26 protein-coding genes and 1 pseudogene are annotated in these 26,501 nt (G+C 69.5%); 14 read left to right on the top strand and 13 right to left on the bottom strand.

Annotated features, from left to right (window positions below; genetic code table 11):
* Nucleotides 1-98: 98 nt before the first annotated feature.
* Nucleotides 99-605 (bottom strand): polyketide cyclase, encoded by a 507-nt coding sequence (locus tag WBG06_RS22405; RefSeq protein ID WP_336739409.1) that lies wholly within the window; start codon nt 603-605, stop codon nt 99-101.
* Between the two features lie 61 nt (nt 606-666).
* On the opposite strand from WBG06_RS22405, the gene WBG06_RS22400 reads away from it, so the two are divergent.
* The 3 genes from WBG06_RS22400 to WBG06_RS22390 all read left to right on the top strand — a co-directional run bounded on the left by WBG06_RS22400 (nt 667) and on the right by WBG06_RS22390 (nt 4,201).
* Entirely contained in the window at nt 667-2,445 is a 1,779-nt protein-coding gene (locus WBG06_RS22400) for a 3-hydroxyacyl-CoA dehydrogenase family protein (protein WP_336739408.1), read from the top strand.
* 170 nt (nt 2,446-2,615) lie between these two features.
* Entirely contained in the window at nt 2,616-3,404 is a 789-nt protein-coding gene (locus WBG06_RS22395) for a hypothetical protein (protein ID WP_336739406.1), read from the top strand.
* Between the two features lie 17 nt (nt 3,405-3,421).
* A complete protein-coding gene (locus tag WBG06_RS22390) occupies nt 3,422-4,201 on the top strand; it encodes an alpha/beta fold hydrolase (RefSeq protein WP_336739405.1) in 780 nt (259 codons plus the stop codon).
* On the opposite strand, the gene WBG06_RS22385 is transcribed toward WBG06_RS22390, so the two are convergent.
* Nucleotides 4,183-4,824, bottom strand: coding sequence for a TetR/AcrR family transcriptional regulator (locus WBG06_RS22385; protein ID WP_336739403.1), 642 nt, complete (start codon nt 4,822-4,824; stop codon nt 4,183-4,185). The two genes, WBG06_RS22390 and WBG06_RS22385, sit on opposite strands and share 19 nt — an antisense overlap.
* A gap of 43 nt (nt 4,825-4,867) precedes the next feature.
* On the opposite strand from WBG06_RS22385, the gene WBG06_RS22380 reads away from it, so the two are divergent.
* The gene (locus tag WBG06_RS22380; RefSeq protein ID WP_336739401.1) at nt 4,868-6,262 is read left to right on the top strand and encodes a serine hydrolase domain-containing protein; all 1,395 of its coding nucleotides are present in this window, start codon (nt 4,868-4,870) and stop codon (nt 6,260-6,262) included.
* Here WBG06_RS22380 and WBG06_RS22375 read toward each other — a convergent pair.
* Both WBG06_RS22375 and WBG06_RS22370 read right to left on the bottom strand, forming a co-directional pair.
* Entirely contained in the window at nt 6,249-6,911 is a 663-nt protein-coding gene (locus tag WBG06_RS22375; protein ID WP_141803142.1) for a response regulator, read from the bottom strand. The genes WBG06_RS22380 and WBG06_RS22375 overlap by 14 nt on opposite strands.
* Nucleotides 6,908-7,855, bottom strand: a complete 948-nt coding sequence (locus WBG06_RS22370; RefSeq protein ID WP_336739396.1) for a sensor histidine kinase — start codon at nt 7,853-7,855, stop codon at nt 6,908-6,910. The genes WBG06_RS22375 and WBG06_RS22370 overlap by 4 nt, the downstream gene beginning before the upstream one ends.
* Nucleotides 7,856-8,116: 261 nt before the next feature.
* Between WBG06_RS22370 and WBG06_RS22365 the strand changes: the two genes are divergently transcribed.
* Nucleotides 8,117-9,403, top strand: coding sequence for an ArsB/NhaD family transporter (locus WBG06_RS22365; RefSeq protein WP_336739394.1), 1,287 nt, complete (start codon nt 8,117-8,119; stop codon nt 9,401-9,403).
* Here the strand turns inward: WBG06_RS22365 and WBG06_RS22360 are convergent.
* Nucleotides 9,385-9,936: a CGNR zinc finger domain-containing protein gene (locus tag WBG06_RS22360; RefSeq protein ID WP_336739392.1), complete on the bottom strand. Its 552-nt coding sequence runs from the start codon at nt 9,934-9,936 to the stop codon at nt 9,385-9,387. The two genes, WBG06_RS22365 and WBG06_RS22360, sit on opposite strands and share 19 nt — an antisense overlap.
* Nucleotides 9,937-9,974: 38 nt before the next feature.
* Between WBG06_RS22360 and WBG06_RS22355 the strand changes: the two genes are divergently transcribed.
* Entirely contained in the window at nt 9,975-10,937 is a 963-nt protein-coding gene (locus WBG06_RS22355) for an EamA family transporter (RefSeq protein ID WP_336739390.1), read from the top strand.
* Between the two features lie 58 nt (nt 10,938-10,995).
* On the opposite strand, the gene WBG06_RS22350 is transcribed toward WBG06_RS22355, so the two are convergent.
* The 4 genes from WBG06_RS22350 to mce all read right to left on the bottom strand — a co-directional run bounded on the left by WBG06_RS22350 (nt 10,996) and on the right by mce (nt 15,605).
* Nucleotides 10,996-12,141: an AI-2E family transporter gene (locus WBG06_RS22350; RefSeq protein WP_336739389.1), complete on the bottom strand. Its 1,146-nt coding sequence runs from the start codon at nt 12,139-12,141 to the stop codon at nt 10,996-10,998.
* A 50-nt stretch (nt 12,142-12,191) separates the two neighbouring features.
* The gene (locus WBG06_RS22345; RefSeq protein ID WP_336739387.1) at nt 12,192-13,367 is read right to left on the bottom strand and encodes a hypothetical protein; all 1,176 of its coding nucleotides are present in this window, start codon (nt 13,365-13,367) and stop codon (nt 12,192-12,194) included.
* Between the two features lie 318 nt (nt 13,368-13,685).
* Nucleotides 13,686-15,026, bottom strand: a complete 1,341-nt coding sequence (gene ccrA, locus WBG06_RS22340; protein WP_336739385.1) for a crotonyl-CoA carboxylase/reductase — start codon at nt 15,024-15,026, stop codon at nt 13,686-13,688.
* Nucleotides 15,027-15,155: 129 nt separating this feature from the next.
* Nucleotides 15,156-15,605 (bottom strand): methylmalonyl-CoA epimerase, encoded by a 450-nt coding sequence (gene mce / locus WBG06_RS22335; RefSeq protein WP_336739383.1) that lies wholly within the window; start codon nt 15,603-15,605, stop codon nt 15,156-15,158.
* A 145-nt stretch (nt 15,606-15,750) separates the two neighbouring features.
* On the opposite strand from mce, the gene WBG06_RS22330 reads away from it, so the two are divergent.
* Together WBG06_RS22330 and meaB are read left to right on the top strand one after the other, a co-directional pair.
* Nucleotides 15,751-16,938, top strand: a complete 1,188-nt coding sequence (locus tag WBG06_RS22330) for an acetyl-CoA C-acetyltransferase (protein WP_336739382.1) — start codon at nt 15,751-15,753, stop codon at nt 16,936-16,938.
* Nucleotides 16,939-16,950: 12 nt separating this feature from the next.
* Entirely contained in the window at nt 16,951-17,916 is a 966-nt protein-coding gene (meaB, locus tag WBG06_RS22325) for a methylmalonyl Co-A mutase-associated GTPase MeaB (protein ID WP_336739380.1), read from the top strand.
* Here meaB and WBG06_RS22320 read toward each other — a convergent pair.
* Nucleotides 17,862-18,143, bottom strand: a complete 282-nt coding sequence (locus WBG06_RS22320; protein WP_336739377.1) for a hypothetical protein — start codon at nt 18,141-18,143, stop codon at nt 17,862-17,864. The genes meaB and WBG06_RS22320 overlap by 55 nt on opposite strands.
* On the opposite strand from WBG06_RS22320, the gene WBG06_RS22315 reads away from it, so the two are divergent.
* Together WBG06_RS22315 and WBG06_RS22310 are read left to right on the top strand one after the other, a co-directional pair.
* The gene (locus tag WBG06_RS22315; protein WP_336739375.1) at nt 18,121-18,627 is read left to right on the top strand and encodes a PH domain-containing protein; all 507 of its coding nucleotides are present in this window, start codon (nt 18,121-18,123) and stop codon (nt 18,625-18,627) included. The genes WBG06_RS22320 and WBG06_RS22315 overlap by 23 nt on opposite strands.
* Nucleotides 18,628-18,650: 23 nt before the next feature.
* Nucleotides 18,651-19,610, top strand: a complete 960-nt coding sequence (locus WBG06_RS22310) for a co-chaperone YbbN (protein ID WP_336739373.1) — start codon at nt 18,651-18,653, stop codon at nt 19,608-19,610.
* Here WBG06_RS22310 and WBG06_RS22305 read toward each other — a convergent pair.
* Nucleotides 19,583-20,509 carry a LysR family transcriptional regulator gene (locus WBG06_RS22305; RefSeq protein WP_336739371.1) on the bottom strand — a complete coding sequence of 309 codons (927 nt, stop codon included), beginning with the start codon at nt 20,507-20,509 and terminating at the stop codon, nt 19,583-19,585. The two genes, WBG06_RS22310 and WBG06_RS22305, sit on opposite strands and share 28 nt — an antisense overlap.
* Nucleotides 20,510-20,555: 46 nt before the next feature.
* On the opposite strand from WBG06_RS22305, the pseudogene WBG06_RS22300 reads away from it, so the two are divergent.
* Nucleotides 20,556-21,419 (top strand): annotated as a pseudogene (locus tag WBG06_RS22300) (EamA family transporter); the annotation flags it as partial.
* Between the two features lie 24 nt (nt 21,420-21,443).
* Here WBG06_RS22300 and WBG06_RS22295 read toward each other — a convergent pair.
* A complete protein-coding gene (locus WBG06_RS22295) occupies nt 21,444-22,187 on the bottom strand; it encodes an NUDIX hydrolase (protein WP_336739369.1) in 744 nt (247 codons plus the stop codon).
* Between the two features lie 177 nt (nt 22,188-22,364).
* On the opposite strand from WBG06_RS22295, the gene WBG06_RS22290 reads away from it, so the two are divergent.
* Together WBG06_RS22290 and WBG06_RS22285 are read left to right on the top strand one after the other, a co-directional pair.
* On the top strand, nt 22,365-22,979 hold the full coding sequence (locus WBG06_RS22290; RefSeq protein WP_336739367.1) for a carboxymuconolactone decarboxylase family protein: 615 nt from the start codon (nt 22,365-22,367) through the stop codon (nt 22,977-22,979).
* On the top strand, nt 22,976-23,875 hold the full coding sequence (locus WBG06_RS22285) for an RNA polymerase sigma-70 factor (protein ID WP_336739365.1): 900 nt from the start codon (nt 22,976-22,978) through the stop codon (nt 23,873-23,875). The genes WBG06_RS22290 and WBG06_RS22285 overlap by 4 nt, the downstream gene beginning before the upstream one ends.
* Nucleotides 23,876-23,896: 21 nt before the next feature.
* On the opposite strand, the gene WBG06_RS22280 is transcribed toward WBG06_RS22285, so the two are convergent.
* Nucleotides 23,897-24,940: an NAD(P)-dependent alcohol dehydrogenase gene (locus tag WBG06_RS22280; RefSeq protein WP_336739363.1), complete on the bottom strand. Its 1,044-nt coding sequence runs from the start codon at nt 24,938-24,940 to the stop codon at nt 23,897-23,899.
* A 183-nt stretch (nt 24,941-25,123) separates the two neighbouring features.
* Here WBG06_RS22280 and WBG06_RS22275 point away from each other — a divergent pair, with 183 nt between their 5' ends.
* A complete protein-coding gene (locus WBG06_RS22275) occupies nt 25,124-26,368 on the top strand; it encodes an MFS transporter (protein ID WP_336739361.1) in 1,245 nt (414 codons plus the stop codon).
* The last annotated feature ends 133 nt before the right edge of the window (nt 26,369-26,501 follow it).

The following is a 26,501-nucleotide window of genomic DNA, read 5'->3' as shown; positions in this document are numbered from 1 at the left end:
ACGTCGGCCGAGGCGTCACCTACGCGAATCGAGTCGGCACTCTGGTGCCGACTCGATTCGCGCGCGTGACGCCTCGGCCTGCGGGGGTGACGGCTCGGTCAGGGGCGGGGGTAGCCGCGGCGTACCGCTCGTTCCAGGACTCCGAGGGTGGCCCGGATCGACTTCTGGTCGATCACCGGGAAGATCGGCTTCCACTCGGGGAGGGCGGTGGACCAGTCGCAGTAGGAGGTGACGCGGGTGTCTCCGGAGTCGAGCTGCTCGAGCTGGTAGCCGAAACGGTGGCCGATCGGCGGCTTGATGGTGCCGTCGATGGTCCACTCGATCGCCTGGTCGGGCTCCAGCCTCGTGATGATCACGGTGACGTCGTACCTGCCCATCGGGTAGTCCCCGAGGGCCTCACGGTCCATGTGGACGACGAACCGGTCGCCGACCTCGGCCACGGGGGACCCCTCCGCGGACTGGAGCATGCCGGAGGCGTCGATGGCGACATGGCCGTCGGGGTCGACGAGAACCGCGAAGATGTCGCCGGGGGAGGCGGCGATGATCCGCTCGGCGTCGATGCGCTCGGCCTGGTTCGGTGCGGCGTCCTGAGTCTGTTCGGTCACGGGAGCTGAATCTAGCGGCGTCCTGGCGTGCCGGGCATCACGCCGTGGCAGGATGCTGGCCATGAGTGAGCGCACGATCGAGACAGTCGGAATCGTCGGCCTGGGCACCATGGGTGCCGGGATCGCCGAGGTGTTCGCCCGCAACGGGTTCACCGTGGTCGGGGTGGAGCGGGACGAGGAGGGTCTCGAGCGCGGCAAGGAGCACCTCGCCCACTCGACGGGTCGCGCGGTCAAGCGCGGAAAGCTCAGCGAGGAGGAGCAGCAGGAGCTGCTCGGACGGATCTCCTTCGCCACCGACGCGACGGCTCTCAAGGACGTCGACATGGTCGTCGAGGCGGTCGTGGAGTCGCTGGAGCTGAAGAAGTCGATCCTCGCCACTCTCGACGAGATCGTCGCTCCCGACACGATCCTCGCGACGAACACCTCGTCGCTGTCGGTGACCGAGATCTCGACCGCGTCCAAGCACCCCGGCCGGGTCGTCGGCGTGCACTTCTTCAACCCGGCGCCGGTGCAGAAGTTCGTCGAGATCGTACGCACCGTGGTGACCGAGCCGGACGTGCTCGACGACGCCCGCGAGGTCGTCGGCAAGCTCGGCAAGTCGCCGGTGGTCTGCGGCGACCGGGCCGGGTTCATCGCCAACGCGCTGCTCTTCGGCTACCTGAACCACGCGGTCTCGATGTTCGAGGGCCACTACGCCACCCGCGAGGACATCGACACCGCGATGCGGCTGGGCTGCGGCTACCCGATGGGTCCGCTGGCGCTGCTCGACCTGATCGGTCTGGACACCTCCTACGAGATCCTCGACACGATGTACCGCCAGGGTCGCGACCGCCTCCACGCCCCCGCGCCGATCCTCAAGCAGATGGTCACCGCCGGGATGCTCGGCCGGAAGTCGGGCCGCGGCTTCTACACCTACGAAGGCGCCGACTCGCCGATCGTGGTCCCGGACGCGCTCACCCCGAGCACCGACGCGACCCACGAGCTGCGCCGAGAGATCACCAAGGTGGGCGTCGTCGGCACCGGGACGATGGCGTCGGGGATCGTCGAGGTCTTCGCCAAGGGCGGCTACGACGTGACGTACGTCGGGCGTAGCCAGGACAAGGTGGACGGCGTCGCCGCGCGCATCACCAAGAGCCTCGACAAGGCCATCGGGCGGGGCAAGCTGGAGGAGTCGGCGAAGCCGGAGATCCTCGGCCGGCTGACCGGCACGACCTCGCTGGACGACCTGGCCGACGTCGACATCGTCGTCGAGGCGATCGCCGAGGACCTCGCCATCAAGACCACGCTCTTCGAGAACCTCGACGACATCTGCAAGCCCGGCGCGATCCTGGCGACGACGACCTCGAGCCTGCCGGTCATCGAGCTGGCGAGGGTCACGAAGCGGCCGGCCGACGTCGTCGGGATGCACTTCTTCAACCCGGCACCGGTGATGAAGCTGGTCGAGGTCGTCTCCACCGTCACCACGTCCGAAGAGGTCTCCGAGACCGTCCGGGCGCTGTGTGCGAAGGTCGGCAAGTCGCCGGTCTCGTGCGGCGACCGGGCCGGCTTCATCGTCAACGCGCTCCTGTTCCCCTACCTCAACGACGCGGTCAAGATGCTCGAGGCCCACTACGCCACCGCCGACGACATCGACACCGCGATGAAGCTCGGCTGCGCGCTCCCGATGGGGCCCTTCGAGCTGCTCGACGTGGTCGGCAACGACGTCTCCCTGGCCATCGAGCGCGAGCTCTACCTCGAGTTCCGCGAGCCGGGCTTCGCGCCCGCGCCGCTGCTCGAGCACCTCGTCACGGCCGGCTACCTCGGCCGCAAGACCGGCAAGGGTTTCCGCGACTACAGCTGAAGCGGAGCCCGAAGCAACCTGCACAGCTGAGCCGCGCCGGCGGCGTCGGTTCGTCTAGGTATGCAGCCGGGTGGCCACATCCCACGTGGAACTCCGCTTGGGATGTGCTGGTTCACCTGCATACCTAGACGAACCGCGCCGCCGACCACCGTGGCAGTACGCTGATTGACGTGGGACTTCTGATCGCACTTCTCATCGTCGTCGCGGTGATCGGGACCGTGGTAGTGACCAACAAGCGTTCGCAGGCGCGAGCGCTGGAAAAGCAGCGCGCTGATCTCGAGCCGGTCAAGCAGCTCGCCTTCGAGGACGTCACCGCCTTCGGTGAGGAGCTGCAGAAGCTCGACCTCGACATGGCCGGCAAGGAGCTCGACGAGGGCGCCAACGCCGACTACCAGCGGGCGCTGGACGAATACGAGACGGCCAAGCGCACCGTCGACAAGATGACCGTGCCCGAGGACGTCAAGAAGATCACGACGATCGTCGAGGACGGTCGCTACGCGATCGCGTGCGTCGAGGCTCGGGTCGCGGGCGAGCCGCTGCCGAAGCGCCGTCCGCCGTGCTTCTTCGACCCTCGCCACGGGCTCTCCGTCGAGGACGTCGCCTGGGCGCCGCCGGGTGGGACCACCCGCGACGTACCCGCCTGCGCGCTCGACGCCGAGCGCGTCAAGGCCGGTGCCGAGCCCGACACCCGCAAGGTGATGGTGGGCAACGAGCGCGTTCCCTACTGGCAGGGTGGTCCGGCCTACCGGCCCTACGCTGCCGGCTACTTCGGCGCCTTCTCGCCGATGGACTGGATGTTCGCCGGGCTGATGTTCAGTGCGTTCGGCGGCTTCGACGCCTTCGGTGAGATCGGCGAGGGCATGGGCGATGCCATCGGCGGCATCGGCGAGGGTATGGGTGACATGTTCGGCGGGATCGGCGACGGCATCGGGGACATGTTCGACGGCTTCGACTTCTGAGTTTGTACGCTTCCCCGGTGCCACCACTTCATACGCTCGAGCTCGGCGACGCCGGAAGTCGTGTCGTCTTCCTGCACGGGCTCTTCGGCCAGGGACGCAACTGGAACACGCTCGGCAAGCAGCTCGCCGACACGCATCGGGTGACGCTGGTCGACCTGCCTCACCACGGTCGCTCGCCGCAGCCGGAGACCTTCGACTACCTCGACGTGACCGCGGCTGTCGCCGAGCTGCTCTCGGCCGACGATCCGGTGACCGTGGTCGGCCATTCCATGGGCGGCAAGGTGGCGATGCTGCTCGCGATCACTCGCCCCGAGCTGGTCGCGAAGCTTGTCGTCGCCGACATGTCGCCCGTGGTCTACGAGCGGGTCGGCGGATTCAGCACGTACGTCGAGGCCATGCAGGGCCTCGACCTCGACCGCATCACCCGGCGCGAGGAGGCGGACGCGGCGATGCGCGAGGCGGTCCCGGACCCGACGGTCCGTGGCTTCCTGCTCCAGAACCTGCGCCGTGATGGCGACGGCTGGCGGTGGGCGATGAACCTGGACGTCCTCGGCCGCGACCTGGAGCGCATCGGCGCCTGGCCCACCGAGGAGCTGAAGGCGTACGAGCCGTACGACGGGCCGGTGCTGTGGGTGGCGGGGGAGCTGTCGAACTACGTCAGCGACGAGTACGCGCCGGCGATGAAGGCGTGGTTCCCGCGCTACCGGAAGGTGACCGTCAAGGGCGCCGGGCACTGGGTCCACTCCGAGAAGCCGGAGACCTTCCTCGCGGCCCTGCGTCAGTTCCTGGGGGACTGAGGATCCCGAGCGCAGGGCCCGGCGAAGACGCCCGCCATCCGGTCGGCGATTGCGTCTCTCGCCCGGGTCGGGAGGACGTCGTCGGGATCGATGAGGAGGCGGACGGCGAGTCCTTGGGTCAGGGCGAACGCCGCCTCGCTCTCGAGAAGGGCGTCCGTCTCGGCGGTGACCTCACCGCACTCCGCGCCGTTTCTCACCGCTTGGGCGATGCGGTCGCGTAGACGCCGGTCGAAGGCCAGCTGGTGCTCGGCCAGGGTCGGGTTGTCGAGCGCGAGCCCGGCGAAGGCGTGGCGGAGGTAGGTCTCGTCCCGTCGTGCCGAGGTCAACGGAAGCAGCTCCAGCAGCCCTGCCCCGAGCATGTGCTCGATGCGGGCATGGTCGCGTTCCGCGACGGCGATGGCCTGGTCCACCCGCCCCTCGATGTCGTGCAGCAGGCGACTGAGGGTATCGGCGAGCAGGGCCTCCTTGGAGTCGTAGTAGTGCTGCACGAGGCCGACGGAGATGCCGGCGGCCTTGGCTGTCCCAGCGACGGTCACGGCGCCGAGCCCGGAGGCGAGCGCGAGGTCGCGGACACCCGCGGTGATCTGGGCGCGACGGCTGTCGTGGTCTGCGGTTCTGGCCATGAGCCCATGATAACAATATGGCCGTATGGTTATTGTTGTCGGCATGACTTCCTCCCGATTTCTTGCCATCGCTGCCGTGGTGGCCGCGATCTCACTGACTGCCGCGCCGACCTCCGCGGCGACCGCCGCGGATGCGGACGATCCCGTCCAGGCGTACGTCGAGCGCTGGCGTGAGGCCAACGGCGTCCCTGGCGCGGCCGTGGCGGTCATCGACGACGACGAGGTCCGGACGTACGTCTCCGGGACGGACGGCGCCGGGCGACCGGTCTCTCGGACGACTCCGTTCCTGGTGGGTTCGGTCGCGAAGACGTTCACCAGCGCCCTGGTCCTGGGACTCGTCGAGGACGGTCGGATCCGGCTGGACGATCCGGTGGACCGCTATCTGGACGGGCCGGCGACGCCTCGGGCGACCGTGCGTCAGCTTCTCACCCATACCGCCGGCTACACGGCAGGTGACGGGCTCGCCGTCTCGGAGCGGTTCGACAACGAGCCGGGTGCGCTGCGCCGGGCGGCCGAGGACCTCGAGCGCAGCGGCGTGCCGGGGGAGTACGCCTACACGAGTGCCGACTACCTCGTCCTGGGCGCGCTGATCGAGGAGGTGACGGGGCGCTCCTTCGCCGCGGTGGCCGAGGAGTCGCTGTTCGAGCCGGCTGGGATGACCGCCACCGCCGCCGACGCGCGCGGCGCGGAGTCGCTCCCGCCCGGACACCGACACTGGTGGGCTTGGACCCGCGCCTACGACCCGGGCTTCGACGAGTCCGGTGCCTCCTACGGGTACGTGGTCTCCACGGCGGAGGACCTGGCGACGTACGCACGGGCCCTCCTGGCCGGGGAGGTGCTGCCGCGCACCCTCGAGGACGAGGCGTGGAGCATCCAGGAGGTCACCGGCCAGGACCGTGGCTACGGTTTCGGCTGGAGCATCGACGGCGGCGACGAGCGCCGTCGCATCCATCACACGGGTGCCACTCCCGGCTACTTCGCCCACGTCTCCCTGCTGCCGGACGACGACCGGGCCGTGGTCGTCCTGGCCAACGCCTACGCGGAGAAGCGTGCCCCGAGCCTCGCGGCGGCGGCCGCCGACATCGACGAGGTGGCCCGCGGCGGTTCGGCGAACGTGGCGGCCGGCGACCCGCTGCTGACCTGGGCGCCCTGGGTGCTGGCGGTGCTGATCCCGGCCGGGCTGGGGCTCGCGCTGCTCGCGCGTCGCGCGCCGGCCTCGACCCGGAGCAGGTGGGCGTGTGCGGTGGTGGCCGGGGCGGCCGCGGTCGGCCTGGCACTCCTTCCGAGCCTGATGGGTGTTTCGCTGGACTTCGCGATCACCTGGGTGCCGGATATGGCGATCGGCGTCGTGGCGGGAAGCGTGAGCCTGGGACTCCTGGCGCTCTCCTGCGCGCTTCCGCCCGCAGTCCCTCACCGGCGACCGGTCAAGGCTCGATGAGCCCCGCTCTGATGGCGTACCGGGTCACCTGGGTCCGATCCCGCAGGCCGAGCTTCGCGAGGATGTTCTCCCGATGCCGCTCGACGGTCTTGTAGGAGATCGTCAGCTCGCGCGCGATCTCGCGGGTGGAGTGGCCCTCGGCGATGAGCTTGAGGACCTCGTCCTCGCGCTCGGTCAGGACGGTGCGGGGCAGGCTCTCGCCGCGGTTGAGGCGGTCGAGGTAGTCGCGGACGAGCGCGCTCATCGCTCCGGGGTAGACGAACGCCTGACCCCGGATGGCGGTGCGGCACGCCTTGACCAGGTCCTCGTCGGCGACCGACTTGAGGACGTACCCGCTGGCACCCACCTTGAGCGCCTCGAAGAAGTACTGCTCGTTGTCGTGCATCGAGAGCATGAGCATCTTCGGAGGGGTACGCATCCGGGCGATCGTGCGTGCGGCCTGCAGCCCGGTCATCCGAGGCATCGCGACGTCGAGGATCACCAGGTCGACCTCGACATCGCGGAGGGCTGCGACCGCCTCGGCCCCGTCGGCCGCCTCGGCGACGACCTCCAGATCGGGCTCGGCGTCGAGGATGAGGCGGACCCCGCGGCGTACGAGGGTGTGGTCGTCGGCGAGCAGGATCCGGATCTTTGCGGGCGTGGGAGTCACAGCGGCACCTCCAGGAGGACGGTCGTGCCGCGGCCGGGGGCGCTGGTCACACGGAGCTCCGCGCCGACGAGCAGGGCGCGTTCTCGCATGCCGCTGATCCCGGCGCCCGCGACGAGGTCGGCGCTGCCTCGGCCGTCATCGGTGACGGTGAGGACGACCTTGTCGCCGACCTTGCACAGCGAGAGCTCCGCGGTCGCGGCGTGGGCGTGGCGGGCGACGTTGGTGAGCGCCTCCTGGGCGACCCGGTAGATCACCAGCTCGCGGTCCTGGGGCAGGTCCGGCAGGCCGGGGGCGATGGTGCGGCGTACGGTGGTGCGGCCGAGCGCGCCGACGTCGGTGGCCAGCGAGGCCAGCGCGGAGTGCAGGCCGAGGTCCTCGAGCACCCCGGGCCGCAGCTGCCGGGCCACGCGGCGTACGTCATCGATGCCGGTGCGCGCGGACTCGCGGACCGCGGCGAGCTCGGGTCGAACCTCGTCGGGCACCTGTCGCTCCAGCCTCTTGAGCCCCAGGAGCACGACGGTGAGCGACTGGCCGACCTCGTCGTGGAGCTCTTGGGCGATCCGGTGCCGCTCGGCCTCCTGTGCCGCGAGCGCCTTGGCGTTGCTGGTGCTCCGCTCGGTCTCCAGCCGCTCGAGCATCGCGTTGTAGCTGGCCACCAGACGTGCGCCCGCACCCTTTCCCTGAGCCGTCAGGCGCTGGTCCGGGGAGAGGTGGTCGACCGAGTCCATGGTGCGGATGACCCGGTCGATCGGCGCCAGGCTGCGCAGCAGCAGGAGCGCGTTGAGGGTCGCCATCGCTGCCAGCCCGACTGCCAGCACGACCGCCTCCGAGGCCAGGACGCGCTCGGATACCCGGGCCGGGGACAGTGCCAGGACCAGGGTGCCGACGCAGAAGACCGCCCAGTTCGTCAGGCAGACCCGCCAGTAGAGGGGCAAGTGGCTCATACCGCCACCTCCGTAGCGCAAGCGCAATCGTACGGAGGTGGCGGCCTGAGGCCTATGGTCGCTCGCTGGCGCTCGCTCATACCGCCACCTCCGTAGCGCAAGCGCAATCGTACGGAAGTGGCGGCCTGAGGCCTATGGTCGCTCGCTGGCGCTCGCTCATGCCCCAACCCTGACATGCTCTCTGGCCAGGACTTATGGGTGGCAGCACCCATTCGGATCCGGCGCGCGGTCGCGGAGAGTCGAGGGCATGGAGCTCAACGCATGATCGTGTACGCCGCGGTGGCGATCTTCATCGTCACCTACGCCCTCATCGCCACCGAGCGTGTCCACCGCGTCGCCGCCGCCCTGGGTGGCGTCGCCGCGATGGTCGTGATCGGGGTCGTCAGTGCCGAGTCGGCCTTCTTCAGTCATGAGACGGGGGTCGACTGGGACGTCATCTTCCTGCTCTTCGGGATGATGGTGATCGTCGGCGTCCTCAAGCAGACGGGCCTGTTCGAGTTCCTCGCGCTGTGGGCGGTGAAGCACTCCGGCGGCCGTCCGGCACGCCTGGCGACGCTGCTGATCCTGGTCACCGCCGTGCTCTCGCCGATCCTCGACAACGTGACCACGGTGCTGCTGGTGACGCCGGTGACGCTGTCGGTCTGCGAGCGGCTGGGCCTGCGGCCGATGCCGTACCTGATCTCGCTCATCCTGGCCGCCAACGTCGGCGGCACCTCGACCCTGATAGCGGACCCGCCCAACATCATCGTGGCCAGCCGGGCCAACCTGACCTTCGACGACTTCCTGATCCACTCGCTGCCGCTGTGCCTGATCCTGCTGGTCGTGCTGATCGGTCTGGTGCGGGTGCTCTTCCGGAAGGACCTTCGCGGCCACGTCGACCTCGACGGGCTGATCGAGCCGCCCTCTTCGGCGATCCATGATCGCGGGCTGCTCTACCGCTGCCTGGCCGTCCTGGCTCTGGTGATGCTCGCCTTCGGCCTGCACACCGAGCTCCACCTGGATCCGTCGCTGGTCGCGATGCTCGGCGCCGGGGCGATGGTGGTCGTCTCCCGGACGGAGACCGAGGCGTTCCTGGAGGAGGTCGAGTGGTCGACCCTGGCCTTCTTCATGGCGCTGTTCGTGCTGGTCGGCGGCCTGGTCGAGGTCGGCGTGATCGGCTCGCTCGGGACGTACGCCGCCGAGCTGATGGGCGACAACGAGCTCGCCGGGGTGACCGGGCTGATGATCGGCTCGGCCGTCGTGGGCGGGTTCGTCGACAACATCCCCTACACCGCCGCGATGGTGCCGATCGTCGAGGAGATGGTCGCCGCGACGCCGTCCTCGGGCGCGGACAGCCCTCTGTGGTGGGCCCTCGTCTTCGGCGCGGACCTCGGCGGCAACACCACCGCCGTCGCGGCCGGTGCCAACGTGGTCGTGCTCGGCCTCGCCGCCAAGGCCGGCCACCCGATCAGCTTCTGGACGTTCACCAGGTACGGCATCGTGGTGACGATCGTGACCCTCGCCGTCGCCTGGGTCTACGTTGCGCTCCGCTACTTCGCGCTCGCCTGACGCTCTCGATAGGCGGCCACGGCGTTGCGGTTGGTGCAGGTCGGTGAGCAGTAGCGCTTCGAACGGTTGCGGGAGAGGTCGATGACCACCCCCTGGCAGCTCTCGTCGGCGCAGATGGAGAGCCGGGACAGCTCGTCGGCCCGGATGACGTCGACCATGGCCATCGCGGTCTCGACGGCGATCCTCGTGGCCAGCGGAGCGTCGGGCTCGGTGGCGTGGATGTGCCAGTCGTAGTTCGTGTGGCGGACGAGCTGAGGGGTGGCGCGGTGCTCGGCGAGCATCGCGTTGGTCAGCCGCACCGCCTCGTCGCGCTCAGCGGTGAGCAGGTCGCGCAGCGAGGCGCGCAGGGCACGGACCTCGTCGAGCTCGGCGCGGTCGCGGTCGTGCCGCCCCGTGTATTCGTACGTCACGAAGAACTCGTCGAGCGCCGCCACGGTCACCAGCTCGTCGACCGAGCCGGGGGAGAGGGCGAGGGTGTTCGCCAGCGCCGCGGCCGCCTGCAGGCCTACCTCGGTGTCATGGGTGAAAACCATGTTGACACATTACCGCGTCGCTGGGATCGTCATGTGTCATGACGACTTTGACCAATGACGAGGCGGTGCCGCAGAGCACGCAGAAGACGCCGCTGGTGGCTGCCGGACTGCTGATGGCAGTCGTCTCAGCGGTCACGTTCAGTCTCTCCGGGCCGCTGGGACGCGGCCTCTTCGACACCGGCTGGTCGACGGGTGGCGTGCTGATCTTCCGCGTCGGCATCGGTGCCCTCGTGCTCGCCCCCTTCGCGCTGCGCGCGCTCGCCGGCCGGTGGCGGGGCGTCCTGGCGAGCTGGCGGGTCGTGGTGGCGTACGCACTGCTGGCGATCGTGGTGCCGCAGTTCGCCTTCTTCTCGGCCGTGCAGTGGATGGCGGTCGGGCCGGCGCTGCTGTTGGAATACATGGGGGTCGTGCTGGTCGTCGCGTGGATGTGGCTGCGTCACGGCGAGCGGCCCTCGGCGCTGACGATGGTGGGGGCGCTGGTCGCCATCGCCGGCTTGGTGCTGGTCCTCGACCTGGTCAGTGGGGCGAACGTGCACCCGCTGGGCGTCCTGTGGGGCTCCGCGGCGGCCGTCGGACTGGCCGGCTACTACGTGCTCAACGCCCACTCCAGCACCACGCTCCCGCCGCTCGCGCTGGCCTGGCTCGGTCTGACGGGCGCGACGATCCTGCTCGCGCTGCTCTGCCTGGTCGGGGCCATCCCGTTCGCGATGGAGACCGTTCCGGTGACCCTGGCGGGCCTCGAGCTGGCATGGTGGATGCCGCTGATCGGCCTGGGCGTGCTGACCTGCTCCGTCGCGTACGCCACCGGCATCATGGCCACGCGCACCCTCGGGTCGCGGCTCTCCTCCTTCGTCGGGCTCCTCGAGGTCGTCTCGGCCGTCGTCTTCGCCTGGTTGCTGCTCGGCGAGGCTCCCGGGCTCGTGCAGCTCATCGGCGGGCTGGTCGTCCTGGCCGGCATCATCGCGGTGCAGCAGGGGGAGCAGTCGACGACCGTGTCCTGAACGCGAAGCGCCGCCCGCACCCAGGTGCGGACGGCGCTTCTTCGTTCGTGTCAGGAAGCTAGCGCTCGTCCTGAGCCCGGACGTAGACCTCGCGGATCAGCATCAAGACGGCGGCCGCCGTCGGGATCGCCAGCAGCGCACCGACGACACCGAGGAGCGAGGCTCCGATCAGTGCCGCGATCACGGTGACGACCCCGGGGATGTCGACGGAGCGGGACATCACTCGGGGGTAGATGACGTAGTTCTCGAACTGCTGGTAGGCGATGTAGAAGATGACGGCGATGAGCCCCGTCTTCAGGTCGGTCGTCGCGAAGGTGATCGAGCAGACGATGACCGCACCGATCGTCGCGCCGATCATCGGGATCACGTCGGTGATCATGACCACGAAGGCCAGCGCGACGGCGTATTCGCCCATCCCGAGGGCGAAGAGCAGCACCAGCGTCGACAGGCCTGCGCAGAGCGCGACGATGAACGCCCCGGAGACATAGCCGCCGATGCCCTCGAAGACCCGGTCGCCGAGCTTGCTGACCCGGTCGCGACGCGAGGCGGGCGCGAGCCGGTAGAGCGCGTTCTTCGTCTGGTCGTAGGCGGCGATGAAGTAGAGCGTCAGGACGATGACGATGAAGCCCGTGACGAGCACGTTGATCACCGCCAGGCCCACGCCGAGGGCGCCGCCGAAGGCGCTGCTGACGAAGTCGCCGCTGGCGACGTACTCCTGCACCTTGTCGAGGAGGCGGTATTTCTCGTTGAGCTGCTGGATGCGCTCGTTGCGCTGGAGCTCCTCGATCCAGTCGGGGACGTTGGCCGAGATCTTGGCGACCTGGTCGCTGATCACCGGCACGAGCGCCACGAAGAAGAGCGCAAGAGCGCCCAGCACGCCGAGGATGACGGTCAGGACCGCCCACGGTCGCCGGAACCCGAGCCTCTGCAGGAACACCACCATCGGGTTGATCCCCGCGGCGATGAAGAGCGAGACCACCACCTGGAGGATCACGCTCCCCATCGTGGTGAGGAGGTTGCCCGCTGCGTACGCGGCCAGCAGACCGAGCCCGAGGAGCAGCCCGAACAGGAAGGGGGACTTCCGGTCGAACGGCGGCCCGGGCTTGCCGTAGCGCTTGTCGCGCTCGCTCTCCTCCTCCGGTGCGTCCTCGACGTCGATGGCGCTGTCGCTGTCGACCGTCGGGTCCTCGGTGGAGTCGGTCACGGCAGACGTCGTCTCCGGACCGTCCGCTGGACGGTCGGCAGCGGCGGCGTTCACCGGCTCTCGGACTTAACGGTCTCAGGCTCGCGGATCGCGGTCTTCTCCGAGGGCTCGTCGTAGTCGTCGTAGTCCTCGTCGAGGTCCTCGTCGGCGGAGTCGACCAGGGTGACGCTCTCGTCGACCTGGTCGACGAGCTCGCCGTCGACGATGTCCTCGTCGTCGGTGATCGGCTTCGGCGCCTCGAGCTCGGCCGGGTCCTCGGTCTTGCCGAACCCGGAGACCAGGTCGGTGAGCGAGGAGAGCTGAGCGGCGATGGCGTCGCGGCGCTTGGTGAGGCGGTCGACCTCGGCCTTGATGATCGCGTGACCCTTCTCGGCCTCGACGGTCGCGGTGGAGGCGAGGTGGTCGGCCTCGGCACGAGCCTTGGACAGGATCGCCTCGGCGTCGCGGCGAGCCCGGGAGATGATCCCCTCGGACTCCTTGGCCAGCTCGGCGCGCTGGTCGGCGACGTGCTGGGCGGCGATCCGGGCGCGCTCCTCGGCGTCGGCCGCGCGGGCCTCACCCTCGGTCACGATGCGAGCGGTCTCGGCCATCGCCTGGTCGTGGTGGTCGGCTGCCTCACGGGCCAGACGCTCACGCTCGACGGCGAGCATCCGCCGGGCCTCCTGGACCTCACGGTCCGCCCCGGCGCGGGCCTTCTCGACCTCGCGCTGCGTCGACGTGCGCAGCTGGGTGACCTCCTGCTGCACGGCGAGCCGGATCTGGTCGGCCTCGCGCTTGGCGGCGGCGAGCAGCTCGTCGCTCTCGGCCTGCACCATCTTGCGGGCCTGCTGGACCTCCGAGGTCACCTTCTCCCGATGGTCGTCGATCTCCTTGTAGTGAGTCGTACGCAGCGCCTCGATGTCCCGCTGGGCGGACGCCTTCGTCGCGGCGGCCTCGCGCTGGGCGGCCTCGCGGATGACCGCGGCCTCCTTCTCGGCGGCCTCCTTGACGGCTGCGGCCTCTTCCTCGGCCAGCCGGAGCATCGCGCTCGCGCGACCACCGAGGGAGGCGTAGGACGGAGCCTCGTTGCCCTGGGCGGCGGCAGCCTTGAGGTCGGCGACCTTGCGCTCGAGCTCGGCGATGCGGCGCTGCGCGTTGCGCAGAGCCGACTGGCCCTGGCCGTTGGCCTGGAGGAGCTGCTGGACGCGCGCGTTGACCGTGCCGGGGTCGTAGCCGCCGCGTCGCACGACCGGGAAGGCTGGGAGCGAGCCTGGAGCCGGTGGTGGGGAGCTGTGGCCGGAGGTGGGCGACCCGGAGGCGCCGGGGACCCGGGGGAGGACCTGTGTCTCGGTCGAGTCTTGCTCAGGGTTCTTCCGAGGCTCTGAAGCCTCGTTGAAGATGGACAGTCCCTCATTCGTCATTTGTGGCGGATTCCTCACCTGTAGGTCGTCTACGAGCTGCCTCTGCTCCCAAAGGGCAAGACTACGGCCGGTCTCCCCTCACGCAAGGGGAGACCGGCCGTGAATCGAGTCTCAACCGCTATCTATTTACCGAGACTCCGCGTCTCAGATTCCGCGGAAGAGGTTGATCTTGTCGATGTGCGCCGCACGCTTCTCCTCGTCGAGGACGCCGAGGCCCTCCTCGGGAGCCAGGCAGAGCACGCCGACCTTGCCCTGGTGCTTGTTGTGGTGCACGTCGAGCGAGGCCTGGCCGACCTCTTCGAGGGTGTAGGTCCGCGACAGGGTCGGGTGGATCTTGCCCTGGGCGATGAGGCGGTTGGCCTCCCACGACTCGCGGTAGTTCGCGAAGTGGCTGGAGATGATCCGCTTGAGGTTCATCCACAGGTAGCGGTTGTCGTATTCGTGCATGTAGCCCGAGGTCGACGCGCAGGTGGTGATGGTGCCGCCCTTGCGGGTGACGTAGACGCTCGCGCCGAAGGTCTCGCGGCCCGGGTGCTCGAAGACGATGTCGATGTCCTCGCCGCCGGTCAGCTCGCGGATGGCCTTGCCCAGGCGCTTCCACTCCCGCGGGTTCTGCTCGGTGCCGTCCTCGTTCCAGAACTTGAAGTCCATCTCGGAGCGGTTGATGACCATCTCGGCGCCCATGTTGCGCACGATCTTGGCCTTCTCCTCGTTGGACACCACGCAGACCGGGTTGGCGCCACCGTTGAGGGCGTACTGCGTCGCGAAGCCGCCGAGGCCGCCCGAGGCGCCCCAGATCAGGACGTTGTCGCCCTGCTTCATGTTGCCGCCGTTGGCGGAGACGAGCTGGCGGTAGGCGGTGCAGTTGACCAGGCCGGGGGAGGCAGCCTCCTCCCAGGTCAGGTGCTCGGGCTTCGGCATCAGCTGGTTGGCCTTGACCATCGCGACGTCGGCGAGGCCGCCGAAGTTGGTCTCGAAGCCCCAGATCCGCTGGGAGGGGTCCATCATCGTGTCGTCGTGGCCGTCGGGGGCCTCGAGCTCGACGCTCAGGCAGTGGGCCACGACGCGGTCGCCGGGCTTCCACTTGGTCACGCCGGCGCCCACGGCCAGCACGACGCCGGACAGGTCGGAGCCGACGATGTGGTAGTCGAGGTTGTGCCGGGCGCCGAGCTCGGACTCCTTGCCGTAGCGCTCCAGGAACCCGAAGGTGGAGACCGGCTCGAAGATCGAGGTCCACACGGTGTTGTAGTTGATCGCCGAGGCCATCACCGCGACGAAGGCCTCGCCCGGGCCGAGCTCGGGGAGGGCGACGTCCTCGACGTGGAGGGACTTGCGCGGGTCCTTCTCCTTGGTCGCGACGCCCTCGAACATGTCGACCTCGTCCTTGTGGACGGTTGCGGCACGGTAGTGGTCGGGGATCTCGAGGTTCGCGAACTCCTCGCTCGGCGTATCGCCGGCGAGGATCGCGTCGAGGATGTTCTGCATTGGTCGGCTCCTGCGTCGTCGTAGGGGTCGCGGTTGGGCTATTTCGCTGGACATTACTGGTGAGTAACCGTTAACGCCAGCCTGATGTGACGCATGACTCTTGGATCGTTCACGCGCCGTGGCGGGTCGTCAGTGGGCGGGGTTCGCGGCCGGCTCGACGAGCTCGACCAGGACGCCGCCGGCGTCCTTGGGGTGGATGAAGTTGATCCGGGAGTCGGCGGTGCCGCGTCGCGGTGCGTCGTAGAGGAGGCGTACGCCGCGCTCCTTCAGGATCGCGGAGACCTGCTCCACGTCGGTGACCCGGTAGGCCAGCTGCTGCATGCCCGGGCCGTTGCGGTCGAGGAACTTGGCGATGGTGCTGTTCTCGTTGAGCGGCGCGAGCAGCTGGAGCTTGTTGTCGGAGTCGCCGATGGCGATCATCGCCTCCTCGACGCCCTGCTCCTCGTTGGTCTCCCGGTGGGCGAGCCTCATGCCGAAGGTCTTCTCGTAGAACTCGATCGCCGCGTCCAGGTCGGCGACGGCGAGACCGACGTGGTCGATCTGGGTGAACAGGTGCGGAGGGATCTCGACTGATGTCATGGGCCTACTCTCCTTGAGCTCGGGTCCAACGGGCACAATGTGTGATGACAGCCACACCACGCTGCCGTCAACACTCTTCCCACGGAGGTTACTAATAAGTAACCTCAGGGGCGGATCAGCACCAGCAAACTTTCTTGGAGGACCCATGTCCAACGTCATCGTCGCCGGGGCACGTACGCCGATCGGCCGCCTCCTCGGCGGGCTCAAGAGCCTGTCCGCGGCCGACCTGGGTGGCGTCGCCATCAAGGGCGCCCTGGAGAAGGCGGGCGTCTCGCCGGAGCAGGTCGACTACCTGATCATGGGTCAGGTGATCCTGGCCGGTGCCGGCCAGAACCCGGCTCGCGCGGCGGGCATCGCCGGCGGACTGCCGATGAACATCCCCTCGATCACCATCAACAAGGTGTGCCTCTCCGGCCTCAACGCCATCGCCATGGCCGACCAGCTGATCCGTGCCGGCGAGGCGGAGGTCATCGTCGCGGGCGGCATGGAGTCGATGACCAACGCGCCGCACCTGCTGCCGAAGTCCCGCGAGGGCTTCAAGTACGGCGACACCGCGCTGGTGGACTCGATGGCCTACGACGCGCTCTACGACCAGCTCACCCAGCAGGCGATGGGCGGGCTCACCGAGCAGGTCAACGCCGAGGGCGTGAAGCTCACCCGTGAGGAGCAGGACGCGTTCGCCGCGACCTCCCACCAGCGTGCCGCCGCGGCCCAGAAGAACGGCGTCTTCGACGACGAGATCGTTCCGGTCTCGATCCCGCAGCGCAAGGGTGACCCCGTCGTCATCAGCGCCGACGAGGGCGTACGCGGCGACACCACCGTCGAGTCGCTCGCCAAGCTCCGCCCGGCGTTCTCCAAGGAGGGCACCATCACCGCAGGCTCCGCCTCGCAGATCTCCGACGGTGCCGCTGCCGTCGTGGTCATGTCGAAGGAGAAGGCCGAGGAGCTCGGCCTGGAGTGGCTGGCCGAGATCGGTGCCCACGGCATGGTCGCCGGCCCCGACTCCTCGCTGCAGCTGCAGCCGGCCAACGCCACCGCCAAGGCGCTGGAGAAGGAGGGCATCACCGCCGCCGACCTCGACCTGGTCGAGTTCAACGAGGCCTTCGCCGCCGTCGGCATCGAGTCCACCAAGAAGCTCGGCCTCGACCCGGAGATCGTCAACGTCAACGGTGGCGCGATCGCGCTCGGTCACCCGGTCGGCATGTCCGGCACCCGCGTGGTGCTCCACCTGGCCCACGAGCTCAAGCGCCGCGGCGGCGGCACCGGCGCGGCGGCGCTGTGCGGCGGTGGCGGTCAGGGTGACGCCCTGATCGTGCGTGTGCCCAAGGCGTGAGCCATCGCTGATGTGAGCGACCTGGTCGCGCGCGCCCGGGGCGGTGAGCCCCGGGCGGTCGCGCGGCTGGTGTCGTACGTCGAGAACGCCCCGGTCGGTGGGGGAGAGCGGCTCCGCGAGGTGATGGCTGCGCTCGCGCCGCACGGTGGGCGTGCCCACATCGTGGGCCTCACCGGCGCGCCCGGGGTGGGGAAGTCGACCACCACCTCCGCGCTGGTCCGTGAGCTGCGCTCCGCGGGGCGCACCGTGGCCGTGCTGGCCGTCGACCCCTCCTCGCCGTTCTCCGGTGGTGCGCTGCTGGGTGACCGGATCCGGATGACCGACCACGCCACCGACCCGGGTGTCTTCATCCGCTCGATGGCCTCCCGGGGCCACCTCGGCGGGCTGGCCTGGTCGGCGCCGCAGGCTCTTCGTGTGCTCGATGCCGCCGGGTTCGACGTGGTGCTGGTCGAGACCGTCGGGGTCGGCCAGTCGGAGGTCGAGATCGCCGGGCTCGCCGACACCACCGTGGTCCTGCTCGCGCCCGGGATGGGCGACGGGATCCAGGCCGCCAAGGCCGGGATCCTGGAGATCGGCGACCTCTACGTCGTCAACAAGGCCGACCGCGACGGCGCGACCAAGGTCCAGCGCGACCTGCGCGGGATGTTGCGCCTGTCCGACCGCCCGGAGAACGCCTGGGCCCCACCGGTCCTCACCGCGGTCGCTCAGTCCGGCAAGGGCCTCGCCGAGGTCGTCAGCGCGCTCGACGAGCACCACGCCTGGCTGCGCTCCAGCGGGACGCTCGATCTGCGGCGTACGCGCCGGGCCCGGGCAGAGGTCGAAGCCATCGCCGTAGAGACCCTGCGGGCGAGATGGTCGACGGTCGGTTCGACCAGCGACCTGGACGCCCTGGCGGCCGATGTGGTCACAGGCGTACGAGACCCCTACGCCGCCGCCGACACCCTCCTAGCCGAGAAGTCGGTTTCTGACGCCGAGTAGTCGATTTTCGGCGTCGAGAGGTCGATTGTCGGCGCCGAGTGGGCAGGGTGTGCGTCGAGGATCGACCTTTCGCCCTCAACAACTGCCGTCTCGGCGTCGATAACTGACCTTTCGCGCTCAGAAACCGACTTCTCGGGGGAGGTTGTCCCGGCGTACGGCTTGTTCTGTCGACTCCCGCCTCGAGAACTCACTATCGTTGACTCCGTGAACCTCTTCGGTGTCGACATCTCCAAGCACCTTCTGCGTGACGAAGGTGAGGTCGTCGTCGACGAGGTGACCCATCACTGGGTCTCCTACATCCGGCCGGTGGCGGAGGTGATCCTCGGGCTGGCGCTGATGATCGTGGCGGCCACGATCGACATGAACGTCGCCTGGATCATCGTGCTGCTCGCCTTCGGGCTGGTCGGGCACGCGTTCTGGCGGGCGCTGGTGGTCAGCCGGGACCGGTTCGTGGTCACCAACATGCGCATCTTCCGTGTCCACGGTGTGCTCTCCAGCGAGCTGGCGACCATGCCGCTGGCGCGAGTCCTCGACATCACCGTGAAGCAGTCGTTCACCGGCCAGATCTTCAACTACGGCCACTTCGTCTTCGAGTCGGCCGCCCAGGAGCAGGGCCTCAACAACATCTACTTCGTCGGCCGGCCGAACGAGCGTGACCTGACCATCCAGCGCGTCGTCCAGCGTGCGGGCCTCCGCGGCAGCGTCGGTTAGACCGTCCTCATAGGATTGGGGACATGACGCAGCAGCCGTTCTCCCGCCCCGGAGCCGTCGACCTCTCCGGGCTCGCCAGCACCACTCCCGCCCAGGACGCCGCCTTCGGCGGTCCGGCCGACGCGGCTCCCGCCCAGGCGCGGAGCGCCGGCTCTTACACCGTCGAGGTCGACGAGCAGATCTTCCAGTCGGTCCTCGAGGCTTCGATGACCGCTCCGGTCGTCCTGGTCTTCTACTCCGCCTCCCGCGCCCCTGAGAGCGTCACCTACGCGCGCGACGTATCGACGGTCGTGGAGGAATACGACGGCCGTTTCCTGGTCGGCCTGGTCGACATCGACAAGAACCCGCAGATCGCGCAGGCGCTGCAGGTGCCGCAGGTCCCGCTGCTCTACATCCTGCTCGACGGCCGTCCGGTCACCCAGCCGATCCCGGGCGCGCTCAACCTCGAGGAGCTGCGCACGGTCTTCCAGCAGCTCGGCCAGCAGCTCACCACCCAGGGGATCGGGGGGCGGCACAAGCCCAACGCCATCGGTGGTGCCGCGGCGACCGAGGACGGCGAGGAGCCGGCGATGGACCCGCGCTACGCCCCGGCGCAGGACGCGCTGGAGCGCGGTGACATCGACGCCGCGGTGGCCGAGTACGAGAAGCTGATCGCCTCCAACCCTGCCGACTCCGAGGCCGCCGCCGGGCTGGCGATGGCCAAGGTCCTGCAGCGTACGCAGGGGGTCGACCTCAACGCCGCCCGTGCCGCCGCCGCGGCTGCGCCCGACGACGTCGACGCGCAGACCCTTGTCGCCGACCTGGATCTGCTCGGCGGCCACGTCGAGGACTCGTTCCTCCGGCTGGTCGAGCTGGTGCGGCGTACGTCGGGCGACGAGCGCAACAAGGCGCGCGAGCACCTGCTGGGCCTCTTCGCCGCGGTCGGCAACGACGACGAGCGGGTGCTCAAGGGACGTCAGTCGCTGGCCTCCGCGCTGTTCTGATCGGTGCTGTTCTGAGCCACCAACGCCGCTAGCACCGCGGTGACCGCCGGCGAGGCGGCCATGGTGCGTCGGTGCAGCGCGAGGATCTCACGGGTGGGGACCGGGTCGACGACACGTACGGCGACCAGGTCCTCACCCAGCTCCGCCCGCCCCAGGCGGGGGACGAGGGCGATCCCGAGCCCTGCCCGCACCAGCGCCAGATGGCTGTCGAACTCCATCGAGACGTGCGCGATCCGCGGCAGCCGGCCGGTGCCGGCGTACATCCGGTTGAGCCACTGTCGGCAGATCGTGCCCTCCGGAGTTGCGATCCAGTCCTCGGCGACCAGGTCGTGCGGGGTCACCTTGGCGAGCTGAGCGAGCGGGTGGTCGCGATGGGCGATCACGTCCGCGATGTCGCGATGGACCTCGGTGGTGACGAGATGGTCGGGGATGGAGAGCGGTACGTCGCCCCAGGAGTGCACGACGCCGATCTCGCTGTGACCGGTGGCGACCAGATCGATGGTGTCCCACGGCTCCCGCTCGGAGAGGGTGAGGGCCAGGTCGGGATGGACGGTGCGGAGGTTGCCGGCGACCGGCGCGATCAGCCCGCGCATCGCGGTCGAGAAGGCGGTCAGCCGCAGCCGGCCGGCCACGGTCGTGGCCTGCGCGTGCAGCCCGGACTCCAGCGACTCCATATCGGCGAGCAGACGCGAACCCTCCTCGACCAGGTGTCGGCCGGCGTGGGTGAGCATGACGCCGCGACCGACCCGCTCCAGCAGAGGGATGCCGACCTGCCGCTCGAGCCGCTTGACCTGCTGCGACACCGCGCTGGGGGTGAAGCCCAGGGCGTCCGCGGCCGCCACCACCGAACCGTGGGTGTCGACGGCACGGAGAGCAACGAGCGCGGCGAGATCGATCATGAAGTGATGCTACGTCATTCGGTGAAGATTCATTCGCTGGTGCTTCATGATCGATGCCTTCATCCTGGTGGATGTGAATCGTCGTGACTCGCTGCTGGCCGTCCTCGTCGCCGTCCTGTGGGGCTTCAACTTCGTCGTCATCGACTGGGGCCTGCAGCCGCGCGACGGACAGGCCGTGCCCCCGTTGCTGCTGGTCGCGGTGCGGTTCTTCCTGGTCGCGTTCCCGGCGGTCTTCCTGCTGCCGCGTCCGAAGGCGTCCTGGCGGGTGGTCGCGGCGGTCGGGGTCTTCATGAGCCTGGGCCAGTTCGGACTGCTCTACTCCGGCATGGCCGCCGGGATGCCGCCCGGTCTCGCCGGGCTCGTGCTCCAGGCGCAGGTCGTGCTCACCATCGTCATCGCCGCAGGTGTGCTGCGTGAGCGGCCGACGGTGCTGCAGGTGGTCGGGGTCGTCGCCGGCGCGCTCGGGCTGGTCGTCGTGGCGCTGGGCCGGGGCGGTCACGTACCCGTCGTCGCGCTCCTGCTGTGCCTGCTCGCCGCGCTGTCGTGGGCGATCGGCAACGTGATCTCCCGAGCGGCCAAGGTCCCCGGCGGGCTCTCGCTGACGGTCTGGTCGGCCCTGGTCGTGCCGCTCCCGCTGCTGGCGCTCTCACTGGTTCTCGACGGGCCGGAGAGTGTGCGCGAGGGAGTCGCCGCCTTCGGCTGGGAGGCGCTCGTCTCCACGGCCTATACCGTGGTGCTCGCCTCGTTCGTCGGCTACGGGATCTTCAACTCTTTGCTCGCGAGGAACCCCGCCTCGTCGGTGGTCCCATGGATCCTGCTGGTCCCGCCGGTCGCGATCGGCTCCGCCTGGTTGCTCCTGGGCGAGGTGCCGAGCGCCGGCGAGCTCGCCGGCGGCGCCCTCCTGGTGCTCGGGGCGCTGGTCGCCCAGGGAGTGCTACGCGCGCCCCGACTCGGTGTAACCCGGACCGCCCCGCAGCGCGGCGAGGGCGGCCTCGACGCGGCGGGCGGTGAAGTCGGCGGCCCGGTCGCGGACCTCGTCGAGGGTGCAGAACGCCACTGAGCGGATCTCGCGCGGCTGCAGGGTGGTCTGCTCGACGATCGAGGACGGCCGGATGCCACCGTCGAAGACGAGGCAGACGGCGTCGTCCCAACCGCCCCATGGGGGCAGCCAGTCGGTGAGCAGCAGGTCGCCGGCGGGGATGAGGAGAGCGAGCTCCTCCTCGATCTCGCGGGTGGTCGCCAGCTTCGGTGACTCGCCGACCTCCACGATGCCCCCGGGCAGATCCCAGTCCTTCTTATAGGTCAGCTGGCACATCAGGACCCGGTCCTCGGGATCCCGCACGAGCATCTGACCGATGGCTCGCTTGCGGGGAAGGAACGAGTTGAGCAGCGCCCGGAAGCCTTCCGGAGCCTCCACCGGGGCGTCGCTCGCGACCCGCGCGTAGAGCATCCGGTCCTGTCCCGCCGCAACGCCACGGAGCAGGCCTTCGCGATGGAGGCCAGACCACGTCGCGGTCCGTTGGCCCACGACGTCGGCCGGGTCCACCAAGGCTTCGACCCGGTGGTGGGTGAGCAGCGCGGCGGCCACCTCGCGGCGTACGACATCGATCGCCTCGCCCGCGGCCCACTCGATCCGGGCCACGCCCTCCGCCACCGTCGTCGTCTCTGGCTCGCTCACGCGACCACCTCCGTAGCGCGAGCGCCAGGATACGAAGGTGGTCGCGTGTTGTTCTGATGGTTCACTCGCTGCCGCTCGCTCACGAATGCCACCCTAGCGAGCCGAGTTGTCACAACCTGATGGTTGTCGGTGTCTGGATGGGGACGAGATGCTCGACCCAGAAAGAGGAGGGCGACGATGCCCAGTACGTTCAGGATCCCCAAGGCTGATCTCACCGGTCTCTACGGCGCCGTGGTGCGGCGGGTGAGCAAGAAGATGTACGGCGAGGTCCCCGACGTCGGCTACGTGTTGTTCCACCACAAGCCGGTGCTGCGCGCGGTGATGGGGTTCGAGACCAAGGCAGGGAAGTGGAAGGCGCTCGACCCGACGTACAAGTCGCTGGCCGAGATGGCCGCGGCGAGCACGATCGGCTGCAGCTGGTGCCTGGACTTCGGCTACTACCTGGCCCGCAACGGCAACCTCGACCTGGAGAAGATCAGTCAGGTGCAGGTGTGGCGGACCTCCGACGTGTTCGACGAGACCGAGAGGAAGGTCATCGAGTACGCCGAGGCGATGACGACCACGCCGATGACCGTCACCGACGAGATGGTCGCGGCCCTGCTGGCCGAGCTGGGCACCGAGGCGATGGTGGAGCTGACCCAGATGATCGCGCTGGAGAACATGCGCTCGAGGTTCAACTCGGCCGCAGGGCTGCAGAGTCAGGGATACTCCGACGTCTGCGAGATCCCGCTGGCGCCGGCCCCGGCATCGGCAGCCGCACCGGGATCGGCGTCGGTAGGGTCGGACGCATGACTGAGCCCGACCGAACGAGCACGGAGGACGCGACGGAGGCCTTCGTCGCTCACCGCAACCTGCTCTTCACGGTCGCCTACGAGATGCTCGGCTCGGCCGCCGACGCCGAGGACGTGCTCCAGGAGACCTGGCTGCGCTGGGCCGACGTACCTCTCGAGGAAGTACGCGACCACCGCGCCTACCTGGTGCGGATCACGACCCGGCTCGCGCTCAACCGCATCCGCACGCTGTCGCGCCGCAAGGAGACGTACGTCGGTCCCTGGCTGCCCGAGCCGCTGCTGACCGCGCCGGACGTCGCCGAGGACGCCGAGCTCGCCGACTCGCTCTCGACCGCGGTGCTGCTGGTGCTGGAGACGCTCACGCCGACCGAGCGGGCGGTCTTCGTGCTGCGCGAGGTCTTCGCGCTGGGCTACGACGAGATCGCGGCGGCCGTCGACAAGTCGCCTGCCGCGGTGCGGCAGATCGCTCATCGGGCACGCGACCACGTGGCTGAGCGACGGCCGCGGGAGGCGGTCTCGGCGACCGAGGCGCGCCGTGCGTTGGAGCGGTTCCGTGACGCGGCGACCGGTGGCGACCTGCAGTCGCTGCTGGATGTGCTGGCGCCGGACGTCGTGCTCTACTCCGACGGCGGCGGTGTGGTGCAGGCGGCCCGCAACCCGATCCACGGCGCCGAGAAGGTGCTGCGGTTCTTCGCGGGGCTGGCGACGAAGTACGGCATCCCCAGGTTCGAGCTGACCAGTGTCAACAGCGCGCCGGGCATGCTGATCTACTTCGGCGAGGAGGTCGACGGTGTCGTCACCCTGCACGTCGAGGACGGCATGGTCACCGGCCTCTACTACGTACGCAACCCGTCCAAGCTCAGCGGCGTCGCCGAACAGATCCATCTGGAACGCTGAACGGCGACGCGCCGAGACGGCTCAGGGCACGACGACAGCGCGCCCGAGAAGCGTGCCCTCGTGCAGTCGCCGGTACGCCTCGGGCGCTTCGTCCAGCGAGAAGCGCTCGGTCGTCACGTGCACGAGTCCGGCGCGGGCCAGGTCGAAGACCTCCATCAGCTCTGAACGGGAGCCCCAGTAGGGTGCCCGGATCGCTGCGTCGTAGGGCTTGGCCAGCGCTCCGACCTGGGCGTTCGCCGATCCGATCCCGACGATGACCAGGTCGCTCTCCACGCCGATCACGGAGGCGGCCAGGTCGACGGTCGGCTGGGCGCCGACGAAGTCGAAGACGGCCGTCACGCCGCGGGAGCCGGCGACCTTGCGGATGTTGTCGGCGGCCGAGGCGTCGGAGAGGAAGACGTACTGGGCGCCGACCTCCGTGGCCAGCTGCAGCTTGTCCTCATTCAGGTCGAGCGCGATCACGGTGGCGGGGGAGAGGGCCCGCAGCAGCTGGATGGCGACGTGGCCGAGGCCGCCTGCGCCGATGACGACGGCGGTCGAGCCGGGGACCAGCTTCGGCAGCGAGCCCTTGATGGCGTGGTAGGGCGTCAGGCCGGCGTCGGTGAGTGCCACGTTCGCGACCGGGTCCAGGTCGCCGATCGGCAGCAGGTGACGGGCGTCGGGGACGAGGACGTACTCCGCCATCGTCCCGTCGGTGCCGAGCCCTGGCGGGCTGATGCGGAGCTCGGCCGCGCGCTCGCAGTAGTTCTCCTTGCCCTGCGCGCAGGGATAGCAGCGGCCGCAGCCCTGCGGACCGTAGATCGCCACCGGCTCACCCGGCTCGATGCCGTGTACGCCCTCGCCGAGCGTGTCGACGACGCCCACGCCCTCGTGACCGAGCGTCATCGGCAGCGGGTAGCCGAACGTCTGCCAGGCATCCTCCGGCAGACCCATCAGGAACGAGTCGGAGTGGCAGGCGCCGGCGGCGGTGATCTTCACCCGCACCTGGCCCGGTCCCGGCTCCGGTTGCGGAACCTCGCTGATCTCCGGTGCGGAGCCGATCGTGACGTACCTCAAAGCCTTCATCGCACGGTCTCCAGTCCGGCGGGACCCCCGCCCGCCGCTGGTTCAGTTCTATCCCGGGCGCATGCGTGGTCACCAGGGTCTTGAGTACGCCCGCCGTGTGTGCGCCCCCTTTCGGCCCAGGTCGAGGAGGGCCTGGCGCGTGTGCGAGGGTGACGCACGCAGGTGATGCCTGGAGGGCCGGTCATGGAACAACGGGTCGATGGTCGGCCACTGCTCGCGGTGCTCGTCACGCTCTGCGTGACGGTCACGGCGGCGTACGGCGTGCTCTACTACGCCTTCACCGTCCTGCAGCCGCGGATCATCGACTCGACCGGGTGGTCGGCGGCGGCGATCACCAGCGCCTTCTCCGCCGGAACGCTCGTGGGTGCGGTGGCGGGCATCCCCGTCGGGCGGGTCATCCAGCGTTACGGGCCGCGGTGGGTGATGGCCGGGGCCAGCCTGCTGGGAGCGGCGGCGCTGCTCGTCGTCGCTGCGGCGCCGTCGTACGGGGTCTTCGCGCTCGGCTGGCTGCTCGTCGGTCTCTCGACCGCGGGGACCTTCTACCCGCCGGCCTTCGCGGCGCTCACGCACTGGTTCGGCGCGCGGCGCGTTGATGCGATCACCACGCTCACGCTCGCCGGGGGCTTCGCCTCGACGATCTTCGCGCCGCTCACCGACGCGTTGGCCGGCTGGGTGGATTGGCGGTGGACGTACGTGATCCTGGCCGGCGCCTTCGTCGTGCTGACCTTCGTCCCGAGCGTCGTCGTGCTCGATCTCGCCTGGGAGACGACCGGGGCGAGGTCGAACGAGGGAGTGACCGCACGCAGCGCGGAGCCAGCTGGGCCGAGCCACGACAGTCGACCCGTCCGGGACCGGGACGTGCTGCGGAGCCGCCCGTTCGTGCTGCTCACGATCGCGGGCACGCTGGTCTCGCTGGTCGTGTTCGCCTCGATCGTCCATCTGGTGCCGTTCCTCGTCGAGCACGGCCTGAGTCCCACCACCGCCGCATGGGCGCTCGGGCTCAGCGGCGCCGGTCAGGTCGCGGGGCGGGCGTTCTACCCGATGCTGGCGCGGCGGTTCGGTGTCCGGGCGCGGATGATCGGGGGAGTGCTGTGGTTCGCAGTCTCGGTCGCGTTGCTTCCGCTCCTGCCCGCGGTCGGTTGGGTGATGATCGTCGTCTCGGTGCTCACCGGGACCGCTCGGGGGCTCTACACGCTCATCTCCGCGACCGTCGTCAGCGATGTGTGGGGTCCCGATCGGTACGCCGCGCTCAACGGGGTCTACTCGGCGCCTGCTGGGGTTGCTGGTGCGCTCGCTCCTGCTGTGGGGGCTTCGCTGGCTTCTGTGATGGGTGGGTACGACGCGCTCTACTGGGTTCTTGCTGGGACTGCGCTGGTTGCTGCGGGGTTGTCGTGGGTTGGGTTGCGGTCGTCTTCTGAGGTGTCGTGATGCTGGTGGCTTGGTGGGGTTGTCTGGGTCTCCCTGCCGGGGAGTTTCTTGTGGGCTGGGGTGGGCCGCCGACCCTTCTTTGAGGGTCTTCTCGACGGCACCCGGAGTAAAGGACGGCCTTCGGCCGCCGGCT

Source organism: Nocardioides sp. CCNWLW239 (assembly GCF_037137035.1).
Lineage (GTDB): Bacteria > Actinomycetota > Actinomycetes > Propionibacteriales > Nocardioidaceae > Nocardioides.
Note: the sequence above shows the minus strand (reverse complement) of the source record. Positions and strands in the feature narration are given on the sequence as shown.